General features: G+C 70.7%; 22 protein-coding genes. 18 read left to right on the forward strand and 4 right to left on the reverse strand.

Annotation, left to right across the window (positions count from 1 at the left end):
* The 12 genes from IG98_RS0101765 to IG98_RS0101820 all read left to right on the forward strand — a co-directional run.
* Positions 1-612, forward strand: a 612-nt coding sequence (locus tag IG98_RS0101765) for a 1-phosphofructokinase family hexose kinase (protein ID WP_030904421.1), incomplete at its 5' end; no start/stop codon positions are given.
* Positions 613-696: 84 nt separating this feature from the next.
* Complete coding sequence (gene mtlA / locus IG98_RS0101770) at positions 697-1,806, forward strand: mannitol-specific PTS transporter subunit IIC (protein ID WP_030904423.1); 1,110 nt, start codon at positions 697-699, stop codon at positions 1,804-1,806.
* Positions 1,807-1,848: 42 nt separating this feature from the next.
* Positions 1,849-2,157 (forward strand): PTS lactose transporter subunit IIB, encoded by a 309-nt coding sequence (locus IG98_RS0101775; RefSeq protein WP_030904425.1) that lies wholly within the window; start codon positions 1,849-1,851, stop codon positions 2,155-2,157.
* Positions 2,150-2,608, forward strand: coding sequence for a PTS mannitol transporter subunit IIA (locus tag IG98_RS0101780; RefSeq protein ID WP_030904427.1), 459 nt, complete (start codon positions 2,150-2,152; stop codon positions 2,606-2,608). Before IG98_RS0101775 ends, IG98_RS0101780 begins: the two co-directional genes overlap by 8 nt.
* Positions 2,605-3,639: a zinc-dependent dehydrogenase gene (locus IG98_RS0101785; RefSeq protein ID WP_030904429.1), complete on the forward strand. Its 1,035-nt coding sequence runs from the start codon at positions 2,605-2,607 to the stop codon at positions 3,637-3,639. Before IG98_RS0101780 ends, IG98_RS0101785 begins: the two co-directional genes overlap by 4 nt.
* Before the next feature lie 180 nt (positions 3,640-3,819).
* Complete coding sequence (locus tag IG98_RS0101790; protein WP_030904431.1) at positions 3,820-4,104, forward strand: HPr family phosphocarrier protein; 285 nt, start codon at positions 3,820-3,822, stop codon at positions 4,102-4,104.
* On the forward strand, positions 4,097-5,746 hold the full coding sequence (ptsP, locus tag IG98_RS0101795) for a phosphoenolpyruvate--protein phosphotransferase (RefSeq protein WP_030904433.1): 1,650 nt from the start codon (positions 4,097-4,099) through the stop codon (positions 5,744-5,746). The genes IG98_RS0101790 and ptsP overlap by 8 nt, the downstream gene beginning before the upstream one ends.
* Positions 5,747-5,933: 187 nt before the next feature.
* The gene (locus IG98_RS0101800) at positions 5,934-8,693 is read left to right on the forward strand and encodes a helix-turn-helix transcriptional regulator (protein WP_030904436.1); all 2,760 of its coding nucleotides are present in this window, start codon (positions 5,934-5,936) and stop codon (positions 8,691-8,693) included.
* Between the two features lie 208 nt (positions 8,694-8,901).
* The gene (gene bdeA / locus IG98_RS0101805) at positions 8,902-9,846 is read left to right on the forward strand and encodes a bis(hydroxyethyl) terephthalate hydrolase (protein ID WP_030904438.1); all 945 of its coding nucleotides are present in this window, start codon (positions 8,902-8,904) and stop codon (positions 9,844-9,846) included.
* Between the two features lie 265 nt (positions 9,847-10,111).
* A complete protein-coding gene (locus tag IG98_RS0101810; RefSeq protein WP_245651369.1) occupies positions 10,112-10,852 on the forward strand; it encodes a DUF3152 domain-containing protein in 741 nt (246 codons plus the stop codon).
* 96 nt (positions 10,853-10,948) lie between these two features.
* A complete protein-coding gene (locus IG98_RS0101815) occupies positions 10,949-11,998 on the forward strand; it encodes an NAD-dependent epimerase/dehydratase family protein (RefSeq protein WP_030904442.1) in 1,050 nt (349 codons plus the stop codon).
* Between the two features lie 48 nt (positions 11,999-12,046).
* Positions 12,047-12,970 (forward strand): DUF72 domain-containing protein, encoded by a 924-nt coding sequence (locus IG98_RS0101820; protein ID WP_051751379.1) that lies wholly within the window; start codon positions 12,047-12,049, stop codon positions 12,968-12,970.
* Here the strand turns inward: IG98_RS0101820 and IG98_RS0101825 are convergent.
* From IG98_RS0101825 to IG98_RS0101835, 3 genes are all read right to left on the reverse strand, one after another.
* Positions 12,963-13,235 (reverse strand): WhiB family transcriptional regulator, encoded by a 273-nt coding sequence (locus IG98_RS0101825; RefSeq protein WP_030904446.1) that lies wholly within the window; start codon positions 13,233-13,235, stop codon positions 12,963-12,965. The two genes, IG98_RS0101820 and IG98_RS0101825, sit on opposite strands and share 8 nt — an antisense overlap.
* A gap of 250 nt (positions 13,236-13,485) precedes the next feature.
* Positions 13,486-15,144 (reverse strand): catalase, encoded by a 1,659-nt coding sequence (locus tag IG98_RS0101830; protein ID WP_030904448.1) that lies wholly within the window; start codon positions 15,142-15,144, stop codon positions 13,486-13,488.
* 430 nt (positions 15,145-15,574) lie between these two features.
* Positions 15,575-16,339, reverse strand: coding sequence for a hypothetical protein (locus IG98_RS0101835; protein WP_030904450.1), 765 nt, complete (start codon positions 16,337-16,339; stop codon positions 15,575-15,577).
* A 230-nt stretch (positions 16,340-16,569) separates the two neighbouring features.
* Between IG98_RS0101835 and IG98_RS0101840 the strand changes: the two genes are divergently transcribed.
* From IG98_RS0101840 to IG98_RS0101860, 5 genes are all read left to right on the forward strand, one after another.
* Positions 16,570-17,574 carry an AAA family ATPase gene (locus IG98_RS0101840; protein ID WP_030904452.1) on the forward strand — a complete coding sequence of 335 codons (1,005 nt, stop codon included), beginning with the start codon at positions 16,570-16,572 and terminating at the stop codon, positions 17,572-17,574.
* 250 nt (positions 17,575-17,824) lie between these two features.
* Positions 17,825-18,772: a DUF58 domain-containing protein gene (locus IG98_RS0101845; RefSeq protein WP_037969192.1), complete on the forward strand. Its 948-nt coding sequence runs from the start codon at positions 17,825-17,827 to the stop codon at positions 18,770-18,772.
* Complete coding sequence (locus IG98_RS0101850) at positions 18,769-19,716, forward strand: VWA domain-containing protein (RefSeq protein ID WP_030904456.1); 948 nt, start codon at positions 18,769-18,771, stop codon at positions 19,714-19,716. Before IG98_RS0101845 ends, IG98_RS0101850 begins: the two co-directional genes overlap by 4 nt.
* Before the next feature lie 32 nt (positions 19,717-19,748).
* Positions 19,749-20,363: a class I SAM-dependent methyltransferase gene (locus IG98_RS0101855; RefSeq protein ID WP_030904459.1), complete on the forward strand. Its 615-nt coding sequence runs from the start codon at positions 19,749-19,751 to the stop codon at positions 20,361-20,363.
* A gap of 76 nt (positions 20,364-20,439) precedes the next feature.
* A complete protein-coding gene (locus IG98_RS0101860; RefSeq protein ID WP_030904461.1) occupies positions 20,440-20,997 on the forward strand; it encodes a TrmH family RNA methyltransferase in 558 nt (185 codons plus the stop codon).
* A 3-nt stretch (positions 20,998-21,000) separates the two neighbouring features.
* Here IG98_RS0101860 and qcrB read toward each other — a convergent pair whose 3' ends face one another.
* Entirely contained in the window at positions 21,001-22,680 is a 1,680-nt protein-coding gene (qcrB, locus tag IG98_RS0101865; protein WP_051751381.1) for a cytochrome bc1 complex cytochrome b subunit, read from the reverse strand.
* A 241-nt stretch (positions 22,681-22,921) separates the two neighbouring features.
* On the opposite strand from qcrB, the gene IG98_RS0101870 reads away from it, so the two are divergent.
* Entirely contained in the window at positions 22,922-23,719 is a 798-nt protein-coding gene (locus IG98_RS0101870; RefSeq protein WP_030904465.1) for a glycerophosphodiester phosphodiesterase family protein, read from the forward strand.
* Positions 23,720-23,885 lie beyond the last annotated feature (166 nt).

Consider the following 23,885-nt stretch of genomic DNA (forward strand, 5'->3'; position numbering starts at 1 on the left):
TCGGCGGCGGAGTTGGAGGCGTTGGCCACCGCGGTGCTGGGGGCGGCCGGCTCGGCGGACTGGGTGGTGGCCTCGGGGAGTCTGCCGCCGCGGGTGCCGGTCGATGTCTACGCCCGTTTGTGTGAGCGGTTTCGCGGGGCGGGGATCAACGTCGCGATCGATACCAGTGGTCCGGCGTTGGTCGAGGCGCTGGCTCAAAGGCCTGCTTTGGTCAAGCCCAACCGGGAGGAGTTGGGGGAGGCCACCGGCGTGGTCATCTGCTGCCTGGGGGATGCGATCAAGGCGGCGGAGAGTCTGCGGGCCCGGGGGGCGGGCACGGTCTTGGCCAGTCTGGGCGCCGATGGCGCGATCTTGTTGCAAGACGATCAGGTGTGGTTCGGCCGGGGTGAGCTGGCCGAGCCGCGTAGTTCCGTCGGCGCCGGTGACGCGATGCTGGCCGGGTTCCTGGCCGGCGGGGCGCGCGGGCCGGGCGCGTTGGTCGAGGCGCTGGCCTGGGCGACGGCCGCGGTCGGGCTGCCGGGAAGCCGGATGCCCTGCCCTGATGACATTCGGCGTGATGACGTGCGTGTCATCGCCGCCGATCCGACCTTGCCGCTGCGGTCCGGGGGCTGACGGCGGCGCGGTTCCACCCCCCTTTTTTTGGCCGGTCCCCCCCTTGTTTTGTTTGGCCGGCCGCCCCGGAAGGAGCAATACCACGTGAGCACCGATTACACCCCGACCGTCACCGGGACCGGGGTAAAAGCGAAGATCCAGCGTTTCGGCGGGTATCTGGCCGGGATGATCATGCCGAACATCGGGGCGTTCATCGCCTGGGGTCTGATCACCGCGCTGTTCATCCCGACCGGCTGGGTGCCCAACGAGAGTCTCGCGGCTTTGGTCGGGCCGATGATCACCACGTTGCTGCCCGTCCTGATCGGTTATACCGGCGGGCGGATGGTGCACGGTCAGCGCGGCGCGGTGGTCGGCGCGGTGGCGACCATGGGCGTCGTGGTGGGCGCGGAGAACCCGATGTTCCTCGGCGCGATGATCATGGGGCCGTTGGCGGCGTTCCTGCTCAAGCTCGTCGACGGTTTCACCTCCGAGCGCACCAAGGCCGGCTTTGAGATGCTGGTCGACAACTTCACCGCCGGGATCGTCGGTGGTGCGATGGCCCTGGTGGGGGTGTGGGGTGTCGGCCCGGTGGTCTCGGCGGTCACCACCGCGGCCGGGAACGCGGTGGGCTGGCTGGTGGAGTCCAACCTGCTGCCGCTGGCCTCGATCCTGATCGAGCCGGCCAAGGTGTTGTTCCTCAACAACGCCATCAATCACGGGGTGTTGACCCCGCTGGGCGCCAACGAGGTGACCCAGTTCGGCAAATCGATCCTGTTCATGCTGGAGTCCAACCCCGGCCCGGGTCTGGGCCTGTTGCTGGCCTACCTGTTCTTCGGGCCGCGTCTGCTGCGTCCCAGTGCCCCGGCGGCGATCATCATTCACTTCCTGGGCGGGATCCACGAGATCTACTTCCCGTATGTGCTGATGAAGCCTCGGTTGATCCTGGCGGTCATCGCCGGTGGCGCGACCGGGATTCTGGTGTTCATCATGACCGGTGCGGGGCTGGTGTCGGCGGCCTCGCCGGGCAGTATCTTCGCGTATCTGGCGGTGACGCCCAAGGGTGGCTGGTTCGGGGTGCTGGCCGGGATCTTCGCCGCGACCGCGGTGTCCTTCGCGGTGGCCTCGGTACTGCTCGGTTTCGGCCGGGGCGGCGAGGAGGGCGAGCAGGAGAGCGTCGTGGAGTCCGAGAGCGCGCCCGTGGTCAAGGAGGCCTGAGCGATGTCCGAGAGCGCACCTGTGGTCAAGGAGGCCTGAGCGATGCCCAGTATCGACAGCAAGGACATCCACAAGATCATCGTGGCGTGTGACGCGGGGATGGGCAGCAGCGTGATGCTGGCCACCCAGCTGCGCAAGCAGCTCAAGAGCCACCACGTCCAGGTCGAGCACACCCCGGTCAACTCGATCCCGGCCGATGCCGACGTGGTCCTCTGTCACGCCGGTCTGGCCGCCCGGGCCAGGGCCGGCGCCCCGGACAAGGTACTGATCTCCTTTCAGGTCTTCATCGGAGACCCCGCGGTGACCAGACTGATCAACACGATCAAGAACGGCGGCACCGTCGATGCCTGAGACCGCGCCACTGCCACTGGACCCACGCGCCATCCTGCTGGCGGCCTCAGCCACCGGCCGAGACGACGCGATCGGCCAGTGCGGGCAGACCCTGCTCGATGTGGGCGCGGTGGAAAGCTCCTACATCGGCGCGATGCTGGAGCGGGAGCGTTCGATCTCCACCTATGTCGGGGAGGGGGTGGCCATCCCGCACGGCACCCTGGCCGCCAAGGACGCCGTTCATCATGACGCGATCTGTGTGCTGCGTTTTCCCGACGGTGTCGACTGGGACGGCGAGCGGGTCACGGTGTGCATCGGTATCGCCGCCAAGGGCGATGGCCATGTGCGGCTGCTCGCCGAACTCGCCCAGATCCTGATGGATCCCGAGCAGGCCCGTGCCCTTCGCGAGGCGACCGAGGTCGCCGAGGTGGTCCGGTTGCTGCAACCCAACGAAGAGGACGAAGCACAGTGAAGGTCGCCCGTTTCTACGCTCCCGGCGACATCCGCGTCGAGGAGGCGCCGGAGCCCGTCGCCGGACCAGGCGAGATCAAGATCGGTGTGCGCAACTGCTCGACCTGCGGCACGGATGTGAAGATCTCCCGGCACGGTCACCACCACATCAGGCCGCCCAGGGTCATGGGCCACGAGATCGCCGGCGAGATCGCCGAGGTCGGCCAGGGGGTGAGCGGATGGGCCACGGGCGACCGGGTGCAGGTGATCGCCGCGATCCCGTGCGGGAGGTGCCAGGAGTGCCGGCGGGGCCGGATGACGGTGTGCCCGGACCAGGAGTCGATGGGCTACCACTACGACGGCGGCTTCGCCGAGTACATGATCATCCCGGCCAAGGTCCTGGCGGTCGGCGGCGTCAACCGCATTCCCGAGGGGGTCGGTTTCGCCGAGGCCTCGGTGGCCGAGCCGCTGGCCTGTGTGCTCAACGGCCAGGAACTGGCCCGGGTCGGCGAGGGCGACGACGTGGTGATCATGGGGTCGGGCCCGATCGGCTGCCTGCACGTGCGGCTGGCCCGCTCGCGCGGCGCGGGCCGGGTCTTCCTGGTCGACATCAACGCCGAGCGGCTGGAGATGGCCGCCGGGCTGGTCCGCCCGGACGCGGTGGTGCACGGCCAGGACGTGGTCGAGCAGGTGCTCAAGCTGACCGAGGACAGGGGCGCCGACGTCGTGATCACCGCCGCGGCCTCGGGGGCGGCCCAGGAGCAGGCGCTGCGGATGGCGGCCCGCCAGGGGCGGATCAGTTTCTTCGGCGGTCTGCCCAAGGACAATCCGATCATCGGGTGCGACTCCAACCTGGTGCACTACCGGGAGTTGACCATCGTGGGCGCGAACGGGTCCAGTCCCGCGCACAACGCGCAGGCGCTGCGGTTGATCGCCGACGGTTCGGTGCCGGTCTCCGATCTGATCACACACCGGTTGCCGCTCGCGGAGGTGCTGGAGGGGATCGACATCGTCGGCAGGGGCGAGGCCATCAAGGTCACCATCGAACCCTGACCGCCCCGGCCCCCGGAGCTTCGGGCCTTCGGGCCGGGCAGGAGCGAAAGGCCATACCGGGGAGCCGCCGGAGGGCACGCCGATCCACATCGGGGTGCCCCGCCCACCTCCCGCCGGATCCGGCGGGAGGGCCGGCGCAACCTCACACCACTCGCAGAACACGCAGAAGGAGAACCGGAGATGCCGGAGAGGACAGTGGTCATCGCCTCAAGCACGGGCCTGCACGCCCGGCCCGCGAAGATCTTCGTGCAGGCCGCGGCCAAGCAGGGGATGCCCGTCCGCATCCGTGTCGGGGAAGGCAAACCCGTACCCGCCAACAGCATGCTCGCCGTGCTGGCGCTGGGCGCGACGCACGGCACGGAGGTCACCCTGGACGCGGAGGGACCGGGAGCCGACGAGGCACTCGACTCCCTCGCCGACCTGCTCGCCCGCGACCTCGACGCCGAAGAGACACCGCATGGCTGAGACGCTCAAGGGCCTGGGCGTGAGCCCGGGGCGGGCCGCTGGGCGGGTCTGCCGGATGGCGGCCCCGCCTGAGCTGCCTGCCCCCGCGCCGGTCGCCGACGCCGACGCCGAACTCGGCCGGGCGCTGGACGCACTGCGGGCCACCGCCGCCGAACTTGCGGAGCGGGCGGAGAAGGCGCCCGACGCCGACGCGCGGGCGATCCTGGAGGCGCAGTCCTTCATCGCCGACGACCCCGGTCTGCACGAGTCCGTGGAGGCCGGTGTCAGGTCGGGCAAGGACGCCGCGCACGCCATCGACGAGGCATGCGCCCACCACCGGCGCGCACTGCTGGCGGCGGGCGGTTACATCGCCGAGCGAGCCGCCGACCTCGACGACGTCCGTAACCGGGCCGTCGCGGCGGTGCTCGGCCTCCCCGTCCCCGGGGTGCCCACCCCCGGTCACCCCTTCGTCCTGGTCGCCGAGGACCTCTCCCCCGCCGACACGGTGAACCTGGACCCCGACACCGTTCTCGCCCTCGTCACCTCAAGGGGCGGCCCGACCAGCCACACCGCCATCCTGGCCCGCGCCCGCGGCCTGCCCGCCGTGGTCGCCTGCCGGGAGGTGAGCGAGGTCGGCGAGGGGACCTGGGTGTCCGTCGACGGCCTGCGGGGCGAGGTGGAGGCCGGCATCGGCGAGGAGGCCGCCGCCGAGATCCAGCGCCTGGCGGAGGCCGAACGCCGCCGGACGAGCACGAGCCGGGGCCCCGGCCGGACCTCCGACGACCACCCGGTCAAGCTGTTGCTCAACATCGGCTCCGCGGCCGACCTCGCACCGCGGGAGGTGGACGCCGAGGGAGTGGGACTGTTCCGTACGGAATTCCTCTTCCTGGACCGGCGTGAGGAGCCGGGCTACGAGGAGCAGGTGGCCGCCTACGCCGCGGTCTTCCGCGCCGCGCCCGGCGGGCATGTCGTGGTCCGCACCCTCGACGCGGGCACCGACAAGCCGCTGCCGTTCCTCGGGCTGGCCGAAGAGACCAACCCGGCGCTGGGCGTGCGGGGGCTGCGGGTGTCCCGGGTCAGGCCCGAGGTGCTCGACACCCAGCTCGACGCCATCGCCGAGGCCGCGCGCCAGAGCGGGGCCGAGCCGTGGGTGATGGCGCCCATGGTGACGACGGTGGGCGAGGCGGCCGACTTCGCCGGGCGGGCCCGCGCCCGGGGAATCGACCGCGTCGGGGCGATGGTGGAGGTCCCCGCCGCCGCGTTGCGCGCCGAACGCCTGCTGAGGGAGCTCGACTTCCTGAGCATCGGCACCAACGACCTGAGCCAGTACACCTTCGCCTCCGACCGGCAGCACGGAGATCTCGCCGACCTGCTCGACCCCTGGCAGGCGGCGCTGCTCCAGCTGATCGCCGACTGTGCCACGGCCGGGCAGGCGGTGGGCAAGCCCGTCGGCGTGTGCGGCGAGGCGGCGGCGGACCCGCTCCTGGCGACGGTCCTGGTCGGGCTGGGCGTCACCAGTCTGTCGATGTCGGCGCCCAGCGTTCCCGCGGTGCGGGAGAGCCTCGCCGCGCACTCCCTGGCGCAGTGCCGTGACAACGCCCGGCTCGCCCTGGGCGCGGACGACCCCGGGCAGGCCAGGAAGATGATCGTCCCGGGCTGGTGAGCACCCCCTGAACCGGGCCGGAGACCCCCTCCCTCCGGCCCGGTTGCCACCTCCGGCCCGTTTCCCCGGCGCGCATCGGTGAAATCACCGGTCTTTCCCCAGGAAGGTGCCGAGGCGCCGGCGCGAGCCGGCGGAGGCCCCCGCACCGGCCCTTTCCAGGCGCGACATACGCGCGTAACACTGGGACATGCCCTCCCCCTCCCCCGTCATCCGGTCACCGGCACTGCATGGCCGTGACGCGGAGCAGGACGCACTGCTGCGACTTCTCAACGCCGCGCGCGACGGATCGGGGGGCGCGCTGATCCTGCGAGGGGCGCGGGGAACGGGCAGGACCGCGATGCTCGATGTCGCTGCTGAGCGCGCGGGCGAATCAGGCGACTTCGTCGTGCTCAGGGTGCGCGGCACCGAGGCGGAGTCGCACCTGCCCTGCGCCGGGCTGCACGGCCTGCTCCGGCCGGTCGCCGACCGGCTGTCCGCGTTGCCCCCGGCACAGGCCGCGGCGCTGGCGCGAGCACTGGAGCTGGGCGTGGTGGACGGCGGGCTGGCGCTTCCCGCCGCGGTGCTCAACCTCCTGGCGGCCCTCGACGGCCCGGTGCTGGCCTGCGTCGACGACGTTCACCATCTCGACGCCCCCAGCCGTGAGGCGCTCTTCTTCGCGGCCAGGCGGTTGACGGGGGAGGCGGTGGTACTGCTGTTCGGTGCCGACGACGGCACCGCGGTCCCCGACGACGTACCGGCCTTCGAGCTGGACGCCCTGGACAAGGAGGCGGCCGGGCGACTGGCGGACGACCTGGTGCCGGGACTGACCGACGACGTGCGGGCGTCGCTGCTGGAGATCGCCTGCGGCAACCCGCTCGCGCTCGGAGAGCTCGTCCGGTCACTCAGTCCCGAGCAGCTCTCCGGTGCCACCGCGCCGCCCGAGACCCTGCCGAGGGGCGGGCGGCTCTGGCGCGCGTACGCCGACCGGTTGGCGCGGCTGCCCGGCGACACCGCGGACCTGCTCCTGCTGCTCGCGGCCGACCCCGACCTGGAGACGGTCACCCTGCTCGAGGCCGCGGAGCCGCGGTGCGCGCTGACCGTGCTCGAACCGGCGGAGAGGGCGGGTGTGATCGTCCGCGTCACCGACGTCGCCGGTGACCGCTACGACTTCCGTGAGCCCGCGATGCGTGCCGTGGTCTACGCCGGCTCCTCGCTTGCCCGGCGCCGCACGGCACACCGCCTGCTCGCCGGCGCGCTGCGCCACGACCACCAGCGGCTGCGGCGCGCCTGGCATCGGGCCGCCGCGATGGACGGCCCCGACGAGGCGCTGGCCGACGAACTGGCCGCGGCCGCCGCGGCGGTGGGCTTCCAGGGGGGCCATCCGGCCTCCTTCCTCGCCTTCGAGCGGGCGGCCGAACTGACCGCGCACGGCGACGCCAAGGCCGCGCGCCTGGCCGCCGCCGCCAACCGCGCGTGGCGTGCCGGGCTGCCCAGGCGCGCCCGGTCACTGCTGGCCCGCCTGCACTCACTCACCATCTCCGAGGAGGTACGGAGCCAGGCCGAGCTGATCCGCGGCAGCCTGGAGCTGCGCAGCGGGAAGGCCGGCAGCGCCGGGGACGACCTGATGTCGGCGGCCGAGTCGCTGCTGGACAGGGACCGGGGGCAGGCCGTCCGGGTGTTCATCCGCGCGGGCGAGGCGAGTTATCTGGCCGGTGACAACGTCCGCTACCTGGACATAGCCCGGCGGGCCGCCACGCTGCGCCGCCCGGACGACCCGGCGGCCACCCAGCTGATGTTCGAGTATCTGGCCGGTACGGCGGCGACCTTCGGCGGCCGTCACCGGGAGGCGGCCGATCCGCTCCGCCGGGTGCTGGAGCTCGCGCCCTCGGTGCGCACCCCGTCGGTGCTGGTGTGGGCGGGCGTGGCCGGTCTGCTGCTGGGTGACGACGCGCAGGCGCAGCGGCTGTTCGGCCGGGCGGTGGAGACGGCGCGCGCGCTCGGGGCGGTCTCCACGGTGCCCCAGGTACTGGAGTTCATGATCCAGGCCGAGCTCTGGATGGGCCGCTACGCCTCCATCGCCGCCAGCGCCGTCGAGGGACTCCGGATCGCCCAGGAGCGCGGCAGACCCAACAGCGCGGGCCAGCACCTGGGATGGCTCGCGCTCACCGCGGCCGTCGAGGGCGACGAGGAGACGTGCGCGATCAGGGCGGCTAGCGCCATCGAACTGGCGGGCGCCCACGGCCTGGGCGTGGCGGGGGCACTCGGCAACTGGGCGCTGGCCCACCTCGACCTCGCGGCGGGACGCCACGCCGACGCGGCCAAGCGGCTGCGGGCCACGTCCGGGTCGGGCGGTACAGGCGGCCACCTCGTGGTGCGGGTCATATCGACGCCCCACTTCGTCGAGGCCGCCGTACGCACCGGCGACCGGCAGGCGGCCGAGAGGGCCCTGCGGGTGCTGGACGGCTGGGTGGGCAGCACCCGCAGTCCCGACCGGCGCGCGCTCGCCACGCGCTGTCACGCGCTCCTGGCCGCCCCCGGGGACGCCGAGGAGTACTTCAGAGCAGCGCTCGACCTGCACCACCAGGGTTTCTCCGAGTTCGAGACGGCCCGCACCCAGTTGCTCTTCGGCAGTGCCCTGCGCAGGAACCGGCGACCCGGCGCGGCCAGGGAGCATCTGCACAACGCCCTGGAGACCTTCGAACGGTTCGGCGCGCGCCTCTGGGCCGAGCAGGCCCGCATCGAGCTGCGCGGGGCCGGGGATGCCGTCAGGTCATCCCGCCCCAAGACCACCGAGAAGCTCACGGCACAGCAGTACCAGATCGCGCGGATCGTCGCGGACGGCGCCACCAACCGGGAGGTGGCGGCCCGGCTCTTCCTGAGTCCGAGGACGGTCGAGCACCACCTCAGGAACATCTTCACCAAGCTTGACATCCGCTCGCGGGTGGAGCTGGTGCGACTGATGTCCTGATTCACGGATGCGGTGCAGTACGGGTGATTTCACCGATGCACTCCGGGCCTGACAACGAGAAAGTGGCGACTGTCAGAATCCCGAGGGGCCACCCGGTGGCGCTGACCGTGCCGTCGCCACCTCCGGCGGCGGACCGGCGCGCGACGAACGGTTGTCGGCCGACCACCGTATCGCCCTGGTTCCCCCCACAGGAACGGAGTACAGCAACGTGCAGCCGTACCGCACCACCCCCCAGGCCCGCGCGCCCAGGCGGTCCCGCCGGGCGACGACTGTCGCCACGCTGACCCTCGCACTCGCTCTGCTCGGCACCGGCGGGGGCCTCGCCCCCGCCGCGCAGGCCGTCGCGGCCCCCGCCGCGCAGGCCGCCGCCGCGGGCCCGTACGACCGCGGCCCCGACCCGACCAACGCCAGCATCGAGGCGGTCAGAGGGCCGTTCGCGATCGCGGAGACCAACGTCTCCTCGCTCCGGGTGACCGGCTTCGGCGGCGGGACGATCTACTACCCGACGTCCACCAGCGAGGGGACCTTCGGCGGAATAGCCATCGCCCCCGGCTACACCGCGAGCAAGTCCAGCATGGCCTGGCTCGCCTCGCGGCTGGCCTCCCACGGTTTCGTGGTCTTCAACATCGACACCATCACCACCTCCGACCAGCCCGCCAGCCGCGGCAGGCAACTGCTGGCCGCGCTCGACTACCTGGTGCAGAGCAGCTCGGCGGCCAGCCGGGTCGACGCCGGCAGGCTCGGCGTGATGGGGCACTCGATGGGCGGCGGCGGCACCCTGGAGGCCGCCAACAGCCGGCCGCAGTTGCAGGCGGCCATCCCGCTGACCGGGTGGAACCTGACCAAGAACTGGTCGGGCATCCGGGTCCCGACGCTGGTCGTCGGCGCGCAGTTGGACACCATCGCCCCGGTGGGCTCGCATTCCAAGCCGTTCTACAACAGCATCCCGGCCTCCTCGGAGAAGGCCTACCTGGAGCTCGCCGGCGCCAGCCACTTCGCGCCCAACAGCTCCAACACGACGATCGCCAAGTACAGCATCTCGTGGCTGAAGCGGTTCGTCGACAACGACACCCGCTACGAGCAGTTCCTGTGCCCCGCGCCCCAGGGTAACCGGAACATCTCCGAGTACCAGGACACCTGCCCGCACTCCTAGGACACATCCGGCCCCCACCGGGCCACCGTCGAAGCACGGCACCGGTGGCGGCCCACGACCGCGAACCCCCTGACCCGACGGCGGCCGCCGCACGCGGCCGCCGTCGGCGTACCCACCGCAAGGCTCCCTGAGATGCCACCATCTGATGGATTTTCCCCCGGTTTGATCAGTTAGCGCCGGAGGGCAATAGGGTTTACGGACTATGTCCAGGAACGAAAGTCGACGTGACTCCAAGACCGTTATGTGGCTTCTGGCGTTCAGCGTCATGGCCACCTTCACGGCCGGAGCGGTCACCCTGCTGAGCGGTCACCTCGAACCTGTTCCCGACATTCCCCCACCCCCGGACGCCGCCCTGCCCCAGATACCCGTGACGCCCGTGACACCGACTCCGCCACCGCAGCCTCTGGGGACGGCCGACCCCTCCGGCCCGGTCAAGGAGCCGCTCCTGCTGGCCAACGGCCGGCAGCAACCGCTGAGGATGAAGGTGCCCCGGGCGGCCAAGGGCCGCTATGCCGTCGCCCCCGGCGAGGCCAGACCTCCCAGGGGCAAGGGCAGGATCGTCCGGTACGCGGTGGAGGTCGAGCGCGGCCTGCCGTTCGAGACGGAGGAGTTCGCCTCCGAGGTGCACCGGATCCTCAACGACCCGCGCGGCTGGGGGTACCGGTTCAAACGGGTGGCGCGCGGCCCGGTGGAGCTCAGGGTCTCGCTGAGCAGCCCGGAGACGGCCGACCGGCGTTGCCTGCCGATGCGGACCAACGGCACGCTGTCCTGCTGGAACGGCGAGCGCGCGATCATCAACGCGGTCCGCTGGAACACCGGGGCGCGAGGCTACGGCCGTGACGTGGCCTCCTACCGCGAGTACGTCATCAGCCACGAGGTCGGGCACGGCCTCGGCCACGGCCACGTGTCCTGCCCCGGCCCCGGCCGGCGGGCCCCGGTGATGCTCCAGCAGACCAAGTCCCTGTACGGCTGCCGCCCCAACCCCTGGCCGTCACCCCGCCGCTGACCGGCACGGCGGTCAGGTGCGGCCGGTGAACCACCGCGTACGGCAAAACCGTGGCGGCGGAAGGTTCACCGGCCTCTCCCCGGGCACCCGGTAGACATGCGAGTAGCCGTAGTCGGCGCGACCGGAAACGTGGGCACCAGCGTGATGTCCGCCCTCGCGGCCGATCCTGACATCACATCCATCGTGGGCCTGGCCCGCAGGCCTCCGGACTGGCGGCCGCCCAAGACCACCTGGCGGGCCGCGGACATCACCACCGACGACCTGGCACCGCACCTGGAGGGGGCCGACGCGGTCATCCACCTGGCGTGGCTGTTCCAGCCCACCCGTGACCCGCTGACCACCTGGCGGAACAACGTCCTCGGCGGCATCAGGGTCTTTGAGACCGCCGCGCGCTCGGGCGTCTCCACGCTCGTACACGCCTCCTCGGTCGGCGCCTACTCCTCCGCGCGCAAGGACCGGGCGGTCACCGAGGACTGGCCCACCCACGGCTGGCCCGGCGCCGCCTACGGCCGGGAGAAGGCCTACCTGGAACGGGTACTCGACATGTTCGAGCGCGACCATCCACAGATCAGGGTCGTGCGGCTGCGGCCGGGGTTCACCTTCAAGCGGGAGGCGGCGGTCGAACAGCGGCGGCTGTTCGCCGGCCCGTTCGTACCGCGGCGGCTGCTGCGGCCGAGCCTGATCCCTCTCGTGCCCGACACCCCCGGGCTCCGCTTCCAGGTGGTGCACAGCGCCGATGTCGGCGAGGCCTACCGGCTGGCGGTCACCCGTCCGGTGTCGGGTGCCTTCAACATCGCGGCCGGCCCGGTGATCGAGCCCTCGGTGCTGGCCGAGTTGCTCGGCGCCCGGCTGGTCCCCGTCTCCGGCTGGACGCTCAGGAGCGCGGTCGCCGCGGCCTGGCACCTGAGGCTGGTGCCCGCCTCGCCGGGCCTGGTCGACCTGGTGCTCAGAATGCCGATCATGGATACCGGCCGTGCCCGTGCCGAGTTGGGCTGGCAGCCGCGACATACGGCGCTGGAGGCGATGAGCGAGCTGTTCTCGGGACTGCGCGACGCCGAAGGCATGGACACCCCGCCACTCTCACCGCGCACCGGAGGGCCCGGCCGCCTGGGCGAGTTGGCCGGAGGCGTCGGCGCGAGGCCGTAGAGACCACGCGGCAACGGGACTGTCGGAATCACCAGGAGGGACGCGGGCATGGGCAGGATCCTCGTGGGCACCGCCTCGTGGACGCACCGGTCACTGCTGGAGTCGGGCTGGTATCCCGGCGACGCCTCCACCCCGGCGAAACGACTGGCCTACTACGCGTCGAGGTTTCCGATCGCCGAGGTGGACGCCACCTACTACCATCCGCCGTCGCAGAGCACCGTGGAGGCCTGGCGGGACCGCACCTGCCCGGGGTTCACCTTCGACGTCAAGGCGTTCTCCCTGCTGACCGGGCACCCCACCCGGCCCGCCGCCCTCTACTGGGACCTGCGGGAGAGACTCGGCGCACCGCCGGAGCGCAACCTCTACCTCAAGGACGTGCCGACGGAGATCCTCGACGAGGTCTGGCTGCGATTCCTCAGCGCGCTGGAACCGCTGCACGAGGCGGGCAGGCTGGGAGCGGTGCTCTTCCAGTTCCCGCCGTGGTTCCCGGTCGGGGAGAACAACAGGCGCCACATCCTGGAGTGCGCCCGGCGCTGCGCGCCGATGCGGATCAGCGTCGAGTTCCGCAACCACACCTGGATGGACGAGGAGAACCGCGAGGACACCCTGGCCTTCCTCGCCGAACACGATCTCACCTACGTGGGGGTCGACATGCCCCAGGGGTACCCTTCGTCGATCCCGCCGGTCCTGGCCGCGACCTCCGATCTCGCCGTGGTGCGGCTGCACGGGCACTCCGACAGGTGGACCAGCAAGAGCATCGACGAGCGCTTCGCCTACCTGTACTCGGAGGCGGAACTCGAGCACTGGGCGGTCAGGATCAGAGAACTCGCCGCGCAGGCCGAGGTCACCCACGTGCTCTTCAACAACTGCTGCCGGGACAACGCCCAGCGCAACGCCGCCAGGTTCCACGCGCTCATCGAAGAGAAGGACGAGGTCCGGACGGCCGACCGACTCCGGGGCACCGCTACCTGACCTGGCGCCTCGCCCTGGTCATGGTGGCCCTGCGCTCGTCGGGGGTGGTGCCTCCCCACACACCGTCCATCTGCTGGGTGTTCAACGCGTACTCCAGGCAGCGCCCGCGCACCGGGCAGCGGCGGCACACGGCTCTGGCGCGCTCGTACTGTTCACGACCCGGCCCCTCGTAGGACACCGGAAAGAAGAGTTCGGGATCCTCACTGAGGCAGGAGGAGCGGCGGGACCAGTTAATGATCGGAATAACGTTGCTCTTAACAGGCATGGCGATCCAATTGGGAGTGAGAACGGCTCAGATACTGGCAGCTCAGGTTGAGGATCGCGTGCCCGCTGTAGTGGTACTCATACCTTTTAAGCGGAAAAATCGGGTGATTTTGACCTATGGCCTCTTCTGTTGAAGAAGGCCCCGATCAGCGGAGCAGCCCCCGGCGGTCTGACCGTTCCGCGCGCTCCGGGGCCCGGCGACCACCGCTCCCACCGGGCCGGGGCGCGTCCCCCGGCCCGGCGACCGGTTCCTACCGCTCCACCCGTGCCCGCTCGTCGGGTACGCAGTGCGTCATCTTCAGGCCGGTCACGTCGCGCGGCCCGTTCTCTCCCAGCTTGGACAGCCGCTCGCGGTCCTCGTCCGTCAGGTCCTGGCCGATCAACGGCTTCAGGTCGGAGACGTCCCCGGGGCTGATGCCCAGGCCCTCTCCCACCCTGAGCCCGAGGTCGTCCTCGACCATCAGGAAGTGCCAGACCATCCGCTCCTGGACGGGGCGCGAGGCCTGGGAGAGCAGGTCGACGAAGTTCCGTACGAGATCGTCGCGCTCCCACTGCTCCATGAGCATGTAGCGCTGACCTGCCTGGGTGTAGTCGTTGGTGCGCGGAATGCGCTTGCGGGTCAGCCTCCCGGAGATGACCGGCCCCTGCTCGTCGTAGGTGGGGTACTGCCCCTCCCTGAGCCCCCCGGTGATGGACGGCTCGTAGTTGACGTGCGGGCTCTCGCCCTGACCGTCGACGTAGTAGGCCATCTGCCCGTCGCGCTGGTTGGTACGCACCTCGGCGTGCTTGGCCTGGTTGACCGGGAGCTGCAGGTAGTTGGGCCCCACCCGGTGGCGCTGGGTGTCGCTGTAGGAGAACGTACGGCCCACCAGCATCTTGTCGTCGGAGAAGTCGAGGCCGTCGACCAGGACGCCGGTCCCGAAGGAGATCTGCTCGTTCTCGGCGAAGTTGTTGGCCACGTTGCGGTTCAGCACCATCCTGCCGACCGGCATGGGCGGGAACTCGTTCTCCGGCCATACCTTGGTGTCGTCCAGCGGGTCGAAGTCCAGCTCGGGGTGGTCGTCGTCGCTCATCATCTGCACCCGCAGCTCCCACTCGGGGAAGTCGCCCCGGTCGATCGCCTCGTGCAGGTCCTTGGTGGCGTGTCCGAGTTCCAGTGCCTGTACGGTCGCGGCGTCCTCGGCGGTCATGCTGCGCACGCCCTGCTTGGGGATCCAGTGGTACTTCACCAGACGGCTGTCGCCCTCCTGGTTCTCCCACTTGTAGGTGTTGACCCCGAATCCCTGCATGTGCCGGTAGTCGGCCGGGATGCCGCGCGGGCTGAACAGGTTGACGAGCATGTGCATGCTCTCCGGCGTCTGCGACATGAAGTCGAAGATCCGGCCGGGTTCCTGCCTGAACGTCACCGGGTCCGGCTTGAGAGCGTGGATCACATCGGGGAACTTGAGGGCGTCCCTGATGAAGAAGACCGCCAGGTTGTTGCCGACCAGGTCCCAGTTGCCGTCCTCGGTGTAGAACTTCACCGCGAACCCGCGCGGGTCGCGGGCGGCCTCCGAGGAGTCCCTGCCACCGATCACCGTGGAGAACCGGACGGCCACGTCGGTCCGTTTTCCGGGCTCCTGGAAGAGTTTCGCCCGGGTGTAGCGGCTGATCGGCTCGTCACCGAACGTGCCGTAGGCCTCGAAGTAACCGTAGGAGGTCACCCCTCTGGCGTGGACCACCCGCTCGGGGATGCGCTCGCGGTCGAAGTGGCTGATCTTCTCCAGGAACTGGTAGTTCTCCAGCGTGGCCGGACCCCTCGCGCCGACCGTGCGCTGGTTCTGGTTGTCGTAGACCTGGTGCCCCTGCCGATTGGTCAGGATCGGGCGGTCATCGCCCGGCTGGGGGCCCACGCTCGACACATCCGTCATGATGACGATTCCTTCCCTGCCGCGATCACGTTCGGCGTACCACTCCATATCGGTACACGGTCCCCCTTATCCGACAGAGGGCGTTTTATAGCGACAAAGAGAAGAATCTTCACAAAGGGGATGGCATTTTAAACAGCCGGACGTCAGTCCAGTCGCCGGCGCGGCCTCACGAGCTGCCGGCGACGCTGACGCGCCGCGGTGAGACCGCTCTTACCCGGCTCCTTCCCTCGTCGACCGGGGCCGCTCGTTCCTCACGAGCTGCCGGCGACGCTGACGCGTCGCGGTGAGACCGCTCTTACCCGGCTCCTTCCCTCGTCGACCGGGGCCGCTCGTTCCTCACGACCCCGCTCTCCTCAGTCCAGTCCCCGGCGCGGCCTCACGGGCCCGCTCTCCTCGGTCCAGTCCCCGGCGCGGCCTCACGGGCGCCCTCCTAGATCGGCTCGCCCTCGTTCTCGTCGCCCTGCTCAGGGCCGGGGGTACCGGTCCCGCTCCGGCTCGGCGACGGCGCGGGGGTGGGCCGGCCGGGATCCGGCGTCGCCGGGACCGGAGGCGGGGTCGGCACGAACACCGTGGGCGGCAGCGGCCTCGGCTGCGGCTTGAAATCGTCTTCCTTGCGCAGCAGGAGCCAGACCGTCACGGCCAGTAACACGAGCAGCAGGGTCAGCACGACCCCCGCGATGATCACGGCCCGGCGGGTCTCGGTCGGCGGCGGCGCGTCCTTGGGCGGCGCAGGCAGCGCGGGCGAGCGGTCGCCCACCCAGTACGGCGCGAAGTCGGGGCCGTGCTGCTCGCCGATCAGCGTTCCGCTGACCAGCACCGGTTCGAGGAACCGCTCCGCTCCCGCCCTGTCGGGCTCGTACGGCGTGGCCACCCACGGGGCGCTCCCGCCGTCCATGGCCAGCACCTGCGGAACCGTATCGGCCACCGCGGTGCGCCCTCGGGTCGCCCTGGCCATCCAGCCCCGGACGCCGGAACGGCTGGCCGCCGCGTCACGGACACCGGTGACGAAGCGGTCGCGGGCCGCCGGGTCGAGAGCGGCTCCCCTGGTCAGCACCGCGACCGAGACGGCCCTGCCGTCGGGCGCGAGCCCAAGATAGACCAGCCCGGCGGGTCCCACCCGCAGACGTGCCTGCACGACGAAGGGTCCCAACTGGGGCGGGTCACCATACTGGAGCGGAGTGGCCACGTCTGACATGAAAGCACACCCGGCCGAGCACCCCGTGCCGCGCGGGTGACGAGATCGGGCACACCGTGCGGGCCACCACCGGGCTCGGGTGCCTTCCCCCCACCCGAGGAGTCGGGCTGCCCGCCTCACTCGGCCGAGACGGGCACCGGCCGTCTCGAACACGGGAAGCATGACGGAGGAGGCGATTCACCGCCGGGTCGACCCGGCGCTTCCCTTGCCGGACGTGATGGAATATCGACATGACCGTCGCAGAAGAACTGCCGAGCGAGATCGACACCGGACTGCTGCGCGACGCCCTGACCGAGGTCCGGCGGGTCATCGTCGGGCAGGAGCACATGGTGGAGCGGTTGCTCGTGGCGCTCCTCGCCCGTGGCCACTGCCTGCTGGAGGGCGTGCCGGGCGTGGCCAAGACCCTGGCCGCCTCGACGCTGGCCACCGTGGTCGGCGGCGCCTTCGCCCGTATCCAGTTCACCCCCGACCTGGTCCCCAGTGACATCGTGGGCACCCGGGTGTACCACCCCTCCCGCGAGGTCTTCGACGTCGAACTCGGCCCGGTGTTCGTCAACTTCCTGCTCGCCGACGAGATCAACCGGGCCCCGGCCAAGGTGCAGTCGGCGCTGCTGGAGGTCATGGCCGAGCGGCAGGTGACCCTGGCCGGGGAGACCCACCCGCTGCCCAGGCCGTTCATCGTGCTGGCCACCCAGAACCCGATCGAGTCCGAGGGCGTCTACCCCCTCCCCGAGGTCCAGCGCGACCGGTTCCTGTTCAAGGTCCGCGTCGCCCATCCCAGCGCCCACGAGGAGCTGGAGATCCTGCACCGGATGAGCGTCACACCGCCGACTCCCAGGGCGGTGCTCGACCCCGCGCGGCTGGCCGCGCTGCAGTCGATGGCCGATCAGGTCTCGGTCCACCAGCTCGTCGCCGACTACGTGGTCAGGCTCGTGATGGCCACCCGCTCCCCCGCCGACTACGGCCTGGCCGGGCTGGAGGAGAACATCGAGATCGGTGTCAGTCCCCGGGCCACCCTCGGTCTGGTCGCCGCGGGACGTGGCCTGGCGCTGCTGCGGGGCCGCGACTACCTGCTCCCCGACGACATCCGCGACGTGGCGGTGGACGTGATGTCCCACCGGCTGATGCTCACCTTCGACGCCCTGGCCGACGGGATCGACCCCGAGGATGTGATCCGCCAGATCCTCGCCGCCGTTCCGCCCCCCCTCGTCGTCTGGAACCAGGGCCCCCGGTGACCACCTCAGAAAGCGGCGTGGGGACGTTCCCATGCCCGGACTGAGGGACTTCCGTGAGGCCGCGCCGGGGACTGGACTGAGGAGTGAAGGAGCGAAGCGGATGAACGACGAGGGAAGGAGCCGGATCCCAGCGGCCGAACCGCGACGCGCAGCGTCGCCGATAGCAGGGAAGGAGCCGGATCCCAGCGGCCGAACCGCGACGCGCAGCGTCGCATCGGGCACAGACCGAACCGCGACGCGCAGCGTCGCATTGAGTACTGCCGAGCAGGCGCTGCGGCGACTGGAGCTCACCATCGTACGGCGCCTGGACGGGTTGCTGCAGGGCGCGTACCAGGGACTCCTTCCCGGTCCTGGAAGCGAGTTCGGCGACAGCCGGGTCTACGTGCCCGGCGAGGACGACATCCGGCGGATGGACTGGGCGGTGACCGCCCGCACGACGGTCCCGCACGTGCGCGACCTGGTCGCCGACCGGGAACTGGAGACCTGGGCACTGGCCGACCTGTCGCCCAGCATGGACTTCGGCACCGCCGACATGGAGAAGCGGGACCTGGTCGTGGCCGCCATCGGGGCGATCGGTTTCCTGGCGGGCCGGATCGGAAACCGTTTCGGCACCTACGTCCTGCACGACGAGTACGTCCACCGAATGCCCGCCAGGAGTGGCCGCCCGGCGCTGTACGGCCTGCTGCACTCGCTGATGGAGGCTCCCAGAGGTCGTGCCGTCACCGACGCCCCCGACCTGGCCGAGGCGATCGAGGTGATGGCCTCGGCACGGCGACGGCGTGGCCTGCGAGTGATCGTCTCCGACTTCCTCGACCCCGATCCCACTCTCGATCCCACCCTGGAACTGCCTTGGGAGCGGCCGATCCGCAGACTGGCCGCTCACCACCAGGTGATGGCCGTCGAGGTGATCGACCCCCGCGAGCTGGAGCTGCCGGCGGTCGGACTGGTCAACCTGATCGACCCGGAGTCGGGGCGAAGCCGCCAGATCCAGCTCACGCCCAAGATCCGCCTGGCGTACGCGGAGGCCGCCGCCGCGCAGCGGGCGGCCACCCAGACGGCGTTGCGCCGCTGCGGGGTGGCCCACCTGGTGCTGCGCACCGACCGCGACTGGGTCTTCGACATCGCCCAGTTCGTACTGCGGCAGCGGCGCATGGCGTACCTGACCCATAGGCACCCGAGGTCGGGAGCGACACGGTGACTTTCCTCTCTCCGGCCTGGCTGTGGCTGTTCGCCGCGCTGGCGCTGCTCGTGGCGGGCTACGTGGCCGCCCAGTTCGCCCGGCGCCGCTACGCGCTGCGCTTCACCAACCTGCCGCTGCTGACGCTGGTGACCCCCTCTCAGCCCGGCTGGCGGCGGCACGTCGCCCCCCTGCTGTTCTTCGTCATGATGGGCCTGCTGATCGTGGGCGCGGCCCGTCCCGCCGATTCGGTGCGGATCCCCCGCGACCGCGCGACGATCATCATCGCACTGGACGTCTCGCTGTCGATGGAGGCCGACGACGTCCAGCCGAACCGGATCGCCGCGGCCAAGGAGGCGGCCCAGAAGTTCGTCGCGGACCTGCCGGAACGCTTCAACGTCGGACTGGTCGCCTTTGCCCGCTCCGCCTCCGTCGTGGTCTCCCCCACCACCGACCACCAGGCGGTGAGCACCTCCCTCGGCAACCTGAGCACCCGTGCGGGCACCGCGATCGGCGAGGCGGTGTTCAGCTCCCTGGATTCGTTGCGCTCCTTCGACCAGCAGGCGGTGACCGACCCCCCGCCGGCGGCGATCGTACTGCTGTCCGACGGCGACAACACCTCTGGCCGCTCGGTGGCGGAGGCGATCGAGTCGGCGATGAGCTCGCGTGTACCGGTTTCCACGATCGCCTACGGCACCCAGGAGGGCACCGTCTCGATCGACGGGCGCGACGTGAACGTGCCGGTGAACAAGACCACCCTGCAGACCCTGTCGGACGGCACGGGCGGCCGGGCCTACGAGGCGGAGTCCGGCAGCCAGCTGCGGGAGGTGTACGAGCAGATCGGCACCTCGCTGGGCTACCGGACGATCAACCAGGAGATCACCCAGTGGTTCGTGGTGGCGGCGATCCTGACCGGGCTGGTGACCGCCGGGGTGGCCCTGCTGCTGGGGTCGCGGCTGCCCTGAGCCGGTCCCGGCCATTGGTAACGTTCTACGACGTGGCACATTACTTCGAGGAGCGTCCCGAGACCGCCGGCCGTCCCGGCTCGGTCACGCTCGTGCTCCCCGACCTTCATCTGAAGCTGGAGACCGACAGCGGGGTCTTCTCCGCCGAGCGCGTCGATATGGGCACCCGGATCCTGCTGGAGAGCGTGCCTCCTCCGCCGTCCGGCGGCGACCTGCTCGACCTGGGCTGCGGCTACGGGCCGATCGCGCTGACGATGGCCTCGCGCGCCCCCGAGGCGACGGTCTGGGCGGTGGACGTCAACCGCAGGTCCGTGGAGCTGTGCGCCAGGAACGCCAGGACCGCCTCCCTCGGCAACGTGAGGGCGATGCATGTCGACGAGGTTCCGCCCCAGGTGCGGTTCTCCGCCATCTGGTCCAATCCGGCGATCCGCATCGGCAAGACCGCGATGCACGAGATGCTGACCCGCTGGCTGTCACGCCTCACGCCCGACGGCGTCGCCCACCTGGTGGTCCAGAAGCACCTGGGTTCGGACTCCCTGCAGCGCTGGCTGAACGAGCGAGGCTGGCCCACCGAACGGGTGACCTCCCGCTCGGCGTACCGGATCCTCCGGGTGGAGGCCGGGTCGCAGGTGGATCCGGCGCGGTGAGCATGGTCATCCCGGCGGGCGGGACACGAGCCGCCCGCGAGACAAACGAAGAGCGACGAGGAACGGTGAACGACCGATGACGGCGAACCCGCGCAGGCAGCTGCGCCCGACCGATGTCAAGCGCCTCAACCGCACCTGGCGTCGAAACACCGAGGGGCGGCTCGCCCTGATCCTGGAGTCGGTGACCGGCCCGTTCAACGTCGGTTCCATCTTCCGCACGGCCGCCGCCTTCGGGGTGGAGCGAATCTGGCTGGCGGGCAACGCCACCCCGCCGACCAACCCCAAGGCGCAGAAGACCGCACTGGGCACCGACCGCCTGGTGGCCTGGGAGGAGCCGGTGCCCGTCCTGGAGGCCGTACGGGCGGCCAGGGACGACGGGTTCACCGTGGTCGCGGTGGAGTTGACCGGCGACGCGGTGCCCCTGTCCAAGGCCAAGCTGGGCGGCGACGTGTGCCTGGTGGTGGGCAGCGAGGACCACGGATGCTCCCCCGCGCTGCTGGAGGCCGTCGACGGCGTCTGCTACATCCCGCAGGTGGGCCGGGTCGGCTCGTTCAACGTCTCGGTCGCGGCGGCGATCGCGGTGGCGGAGGCCCGCCGCCAGGAGTGGTCGGGCAAGGCGCTGCCGGAGGACTGACCGTCACCGGGACGGGCGCCCGCTCTCATCCGTGTTCGAGCCGGTGCCCGACCCGATGGCCGCGCGCCCTTCGGCCCTCTGCCCGTCACGCCTCTGCCCGTCGGGCCCCCGGGCACCGTCGAGCGGGACCTTCTCGCCCCCGTAGATCCTGCTCATCCTGGCGCGAAGCCTGGCGAGCCGGCGGTGTCTCCTGGTCGCGGGGATCCCCTCCTCGTCCTCGACGGCCGCGGAGATGGTCGGGACCGGCCTCTTGCCCCGGATGAGAGCCTCGATGCCCTCGTTGGGCGGGACGTGCACCTCGATGTAGTCACCCAGCGGCCGACGCTTGATCACGCCGGTCTCCACACCGTGGCCGATCTGCGCGGCGTCGCGACGCTGCAGGCCCAGGCAGATCCGGTAGGTGATGTAGTAGACCAGGGCCGGCCCCAGGAAGATCATGACGCGGCCGGTGTAGGTCAGCATGTTCAGCGAAAGGTGGAAGAACGCGGCGATCTCGTCGTTCGAGGCTATCAGCCACAGGATTCCGTAGAACGTGATCGCGGCCATGCCGATCGAGGTGCGGTGCGGGTTGTTGCGGGGACGGTCCACGACGTGGTGCTCGCGGTGGTCTCCGGTGACCCACGACTCGATGAACGGATACAGCGCCAGGCCCGTCATGATGACGCCCATCGGCACCAGCGCCGGGATCAGCACGCTCAGCGGCAGCGTGAAGCCCAGGAAATTGATCTCCCAGGAGGGCATCAGGCGGAGCGCGCCGTCCAGGAACGCCAGATAGAAGTCGGGCTGCGAGCCCGCCGAGATGTTGGCCGGGGTGTAGGGACCGTACAGCCAGATCGGGTTGATCTGGGCGAAGGTGCCCAGCAGCGCGATGACGCCGAAGGTGAACATGAAAAAGGCGCCGGACTTGGCGACGAAGGACGGGTAGAAGGGCCCGCCCACCACGTTGTCGTTGGTGCGGCCCTTGCCCGGCATCTGCGTGTGCTTCAGCACCCAGGTGAGCATCAGGTGGGCGGTGATCAGCGCCAGCAGGACGCCCGGCAGGAGCAGGATGTGTATCGAGTAGAACCGCGAGATGACGTCCTCGCCGGGATACTGGCCGCCGAAGAGGAAGAAGGTGAGCCAGGTGCCGATCACCGGAAACGAGATCATCGTGCCCGCGGTGATCCGCAGGCCGACACCGGAGAGCAGGTCGTCGGCCAGGGAGTAGCCGGTCAGCCCCTCGGCCAGGGCCAGCGTCAGCAGCAGCACGCCGATCACCCAGTTCAGCTCCCGGGGCTTGCGGTAGGCGCCCATGAAGAAGATCCGGAGCATGTGCGCCATCATCCCGGCGACGAACAGCAGGGCGGCCCAGTGGTGCATCTGCCGCATCAGCAGGCCGCCGCGCACGTCGAAGCTGATGTGCAACGTCGAGGCGTACGCCTCGGACATCAGGAGACCCCTGAGCGGAGCGTAGGAGCCGTCGTAGACGACCTCGCCCATGGTGGGCCTGAAGAAGAACGTCAGGAACACGCCGGTCAGCAGCAGGACGATGAACGAGTAGAGCGGGATCTCACCGAGCAGGAACGTCCAGTGGTCGGGGAAGATCTTCCGCAGGTTGCGCTTGAGGAAGGGGGCGGCGCCGAGGCGATCGTCGACGAAACCGCTGACGCCCGCCACGGGCTTCGGAATGCTCCCGGTGCTCATGCGCGGCCTCCGTTCTCGTGGACCTCGGTCTCGACGTCGTGCTCCCGTGAACCGAGAACCAGCTGAAACGGCGAGGTCTGCCGTGGATGACCAGGTATTTTTCATCATCCATGGCGATGAACAAGCCGGTGAACAAGCCGAGGCAAAGACTCGCCGATCCGCTCGGTTCCGGGGTCTTGTGACCCAAATGTTCATCTGCCCGCGATGACGAGCCCTGCTCACAGGGGGCATACTCCTGCACGTGCAGCGTCGTTACCCCTTCCTCGACCATCCCGCCCCACTCGCCTTCGCCCACCGGGGCGGGGCGGCCGAGGGCAGGGAGAACACCTTCGCCGCCTTCGAGCGGGCCGTCGAGCTCGGCTACACCTACCTGGAGACCGACGCGCACGCCACCTCCGACGGGGTGCTCCTGGCCTTCCACGACCACACGCTGGACCGGGTGACCGACCGCCGGGGACGGATCGCCGCGCTGCCGTACCGGCTGGTGCGCGAGGCACGGATCGGCGGCGTGGACGAGATCCCGCTGATGGAGGACCTGCTGGGCTCGTGGCCGGAGGCGCGCTTCAACATCGACGTCAAGGAGACGGCGGCCATCGCGCCGCTCGCCGAGACGGTCAGGCGGACCGCCTCCCACAACCGGATCTGCCTCACCTCCTTCTCCGAGGAGCGACTCGCCCGTGCCCGCGCCGCGATCGGTCGCGAGGTGTGCTCCTCGCTCGGACCACGCGGCGTGGCGGCCCTGCGCGCCGCCGCCACCACCTCCGGATACGGCCGGCTGCTCGCTCGCCTGGCCCGCGCCGGGGTGCCGTGCGCGCAGGTGCCGGTGGGCTTCCGCGGCCTGCGGATCACCACGCCCGCCCTGGTCCGCACCGCGCACGCGCTCGGCATGCAGGTCCACGTGTGGACCGTCAACAACACCGGGGCGATGGAACGCCTGCTCGACGCGGGCGTGGACGGCCTGATGACCGACAACATCTCCGGGCTGCGCGACGTGCTGGAGGCCCGCGGCCAGTGGCACCCCGGCCGTCTCGCCGCATGAACCGCCCGAACCGCCCGAACCGCGCGGGTCGCACGAGCCACGCGGGTCGCACGAGCCGCGCGGGTGGAGCGAGTGGCGCGGGCACGTGACCGCCGGAACAGGCACGCCCCGACCACCACGCGTGTGCCCGCTCGTGGCGACCTGAGCGCACGACGGCGCGAGCACC

Origin of the sequence: Streptosporangium amethystogenes (assembly GCF_000721075.1) — a bacterium.
Lineage (GTDB): Bacteria > Actinomycetota > Actinomycetes > Streptosporangiales > Streptosporangiaceae > Streptosporangium > Streptosporangium amethystogenes.

Excerpts from the sequence above, each read along its gene's own strand:
- IG98_RS0101775 (WP_030904425.1), top strand. The coding sequence starts at position 1,849 with ATGCCCAGTATCGACAGCAAGGACATCCACAAGATCATCGTGGCGTGT.
- IG98_RS0101780 (WP_030904427.1), top strand. The coding sequence starts at position 2,150 with ATGCCTGAGACCGCGCCACTGCCACTGGACCCACGCGCCATCCTGCTG.
- IG98_RS0101790 (WP_030904431.1), top strand. The coding sequence starts at position 3,820 with ATGCCGGAGAGGACAGTGGTCATCGCCTCAAGCACGGGCCTGCACGCC.
- ptsP (WP_030904433.1), top strand. The coding sequence starts at position 4,097 with ATGGCTGAGACGCTCAAGGGCCTGGGCGTGAGCCCGGGGCGGGCCGCT.
- IG98_RS0101800 (WP_030904436.1), top strand. The coding sequence starts at position 5,934 with ATGCCCTCCCCCTCCCCCGTCATCCGGTCACCGGCACTGCATGGCCGT.
- IG98_RS0101810 (WP_245651369.1), top strand. The coding sequence starts at position 10,112 with ATGGCCACCTTCACGGCCGGAGCGGTCACCCTGCTGAGCGGTCACCTC.
- IG98_RS0101815 (WP_030904442.1), top strand. The coding sequence starts at position 10,949 with ATGCGAGTAGCCGTAGTCGGCGCGACCGGAAACGTGGGCACCAGCGTG.
- IG98_RS0101820 (WP_051751379.1), top strand. The coding sequence starts at position 12,047 with ATGGGCAGGATCCTCGTGGGCACCGCCTCGTGGACGCACCGGTCACTG.
- IG98_RS0101825 (WP_030904446.1), bottom strand. The coding sequence starts at position 13,235 with ATGCCTGTTAAGAGCAACGTTATTCCGATCATTAACTGGTCCCGCCGC.
- IG98_RS0101830 (WP_030904448.1), bottom strand. The coding sequence starts at position 15,144 with ATGACGGATGTGTCGAGCGTGGGCCCCCAGCCGGGCGATGACCGCCCG.
- IG98_RS0101835 (WP_030904450.1), bottom strand. The coding sequence starts at position 16,339 with ATGTCAGACGTGGCCACTCCGCTCCAGTATGGTGACCCGCCCCAGTTG.
- IG98_RS0101840 (WP_030904452.1), top strand. The coding sequence starts at position 16,570 with ATGACCGTCGCAGAAGAACTGCCGAGCGAGATCGACACCGGACTGCTG.
- IG98_RS0101860 (WP_030904461.1), top strand. The coding sequence starts at position 20,440 with ATGACGGCGAACCCGCGCAGGCAGCTGCGCCCGACCGATGTCAAGCGC.
- qcrB (WP_051751381.1), bottom strand. The coding sequence starts at position 22,680 with ATGAGCACCGGGAGCATTCCGAAGCCCGTGGCGGGCGTCAGCGGTTTC.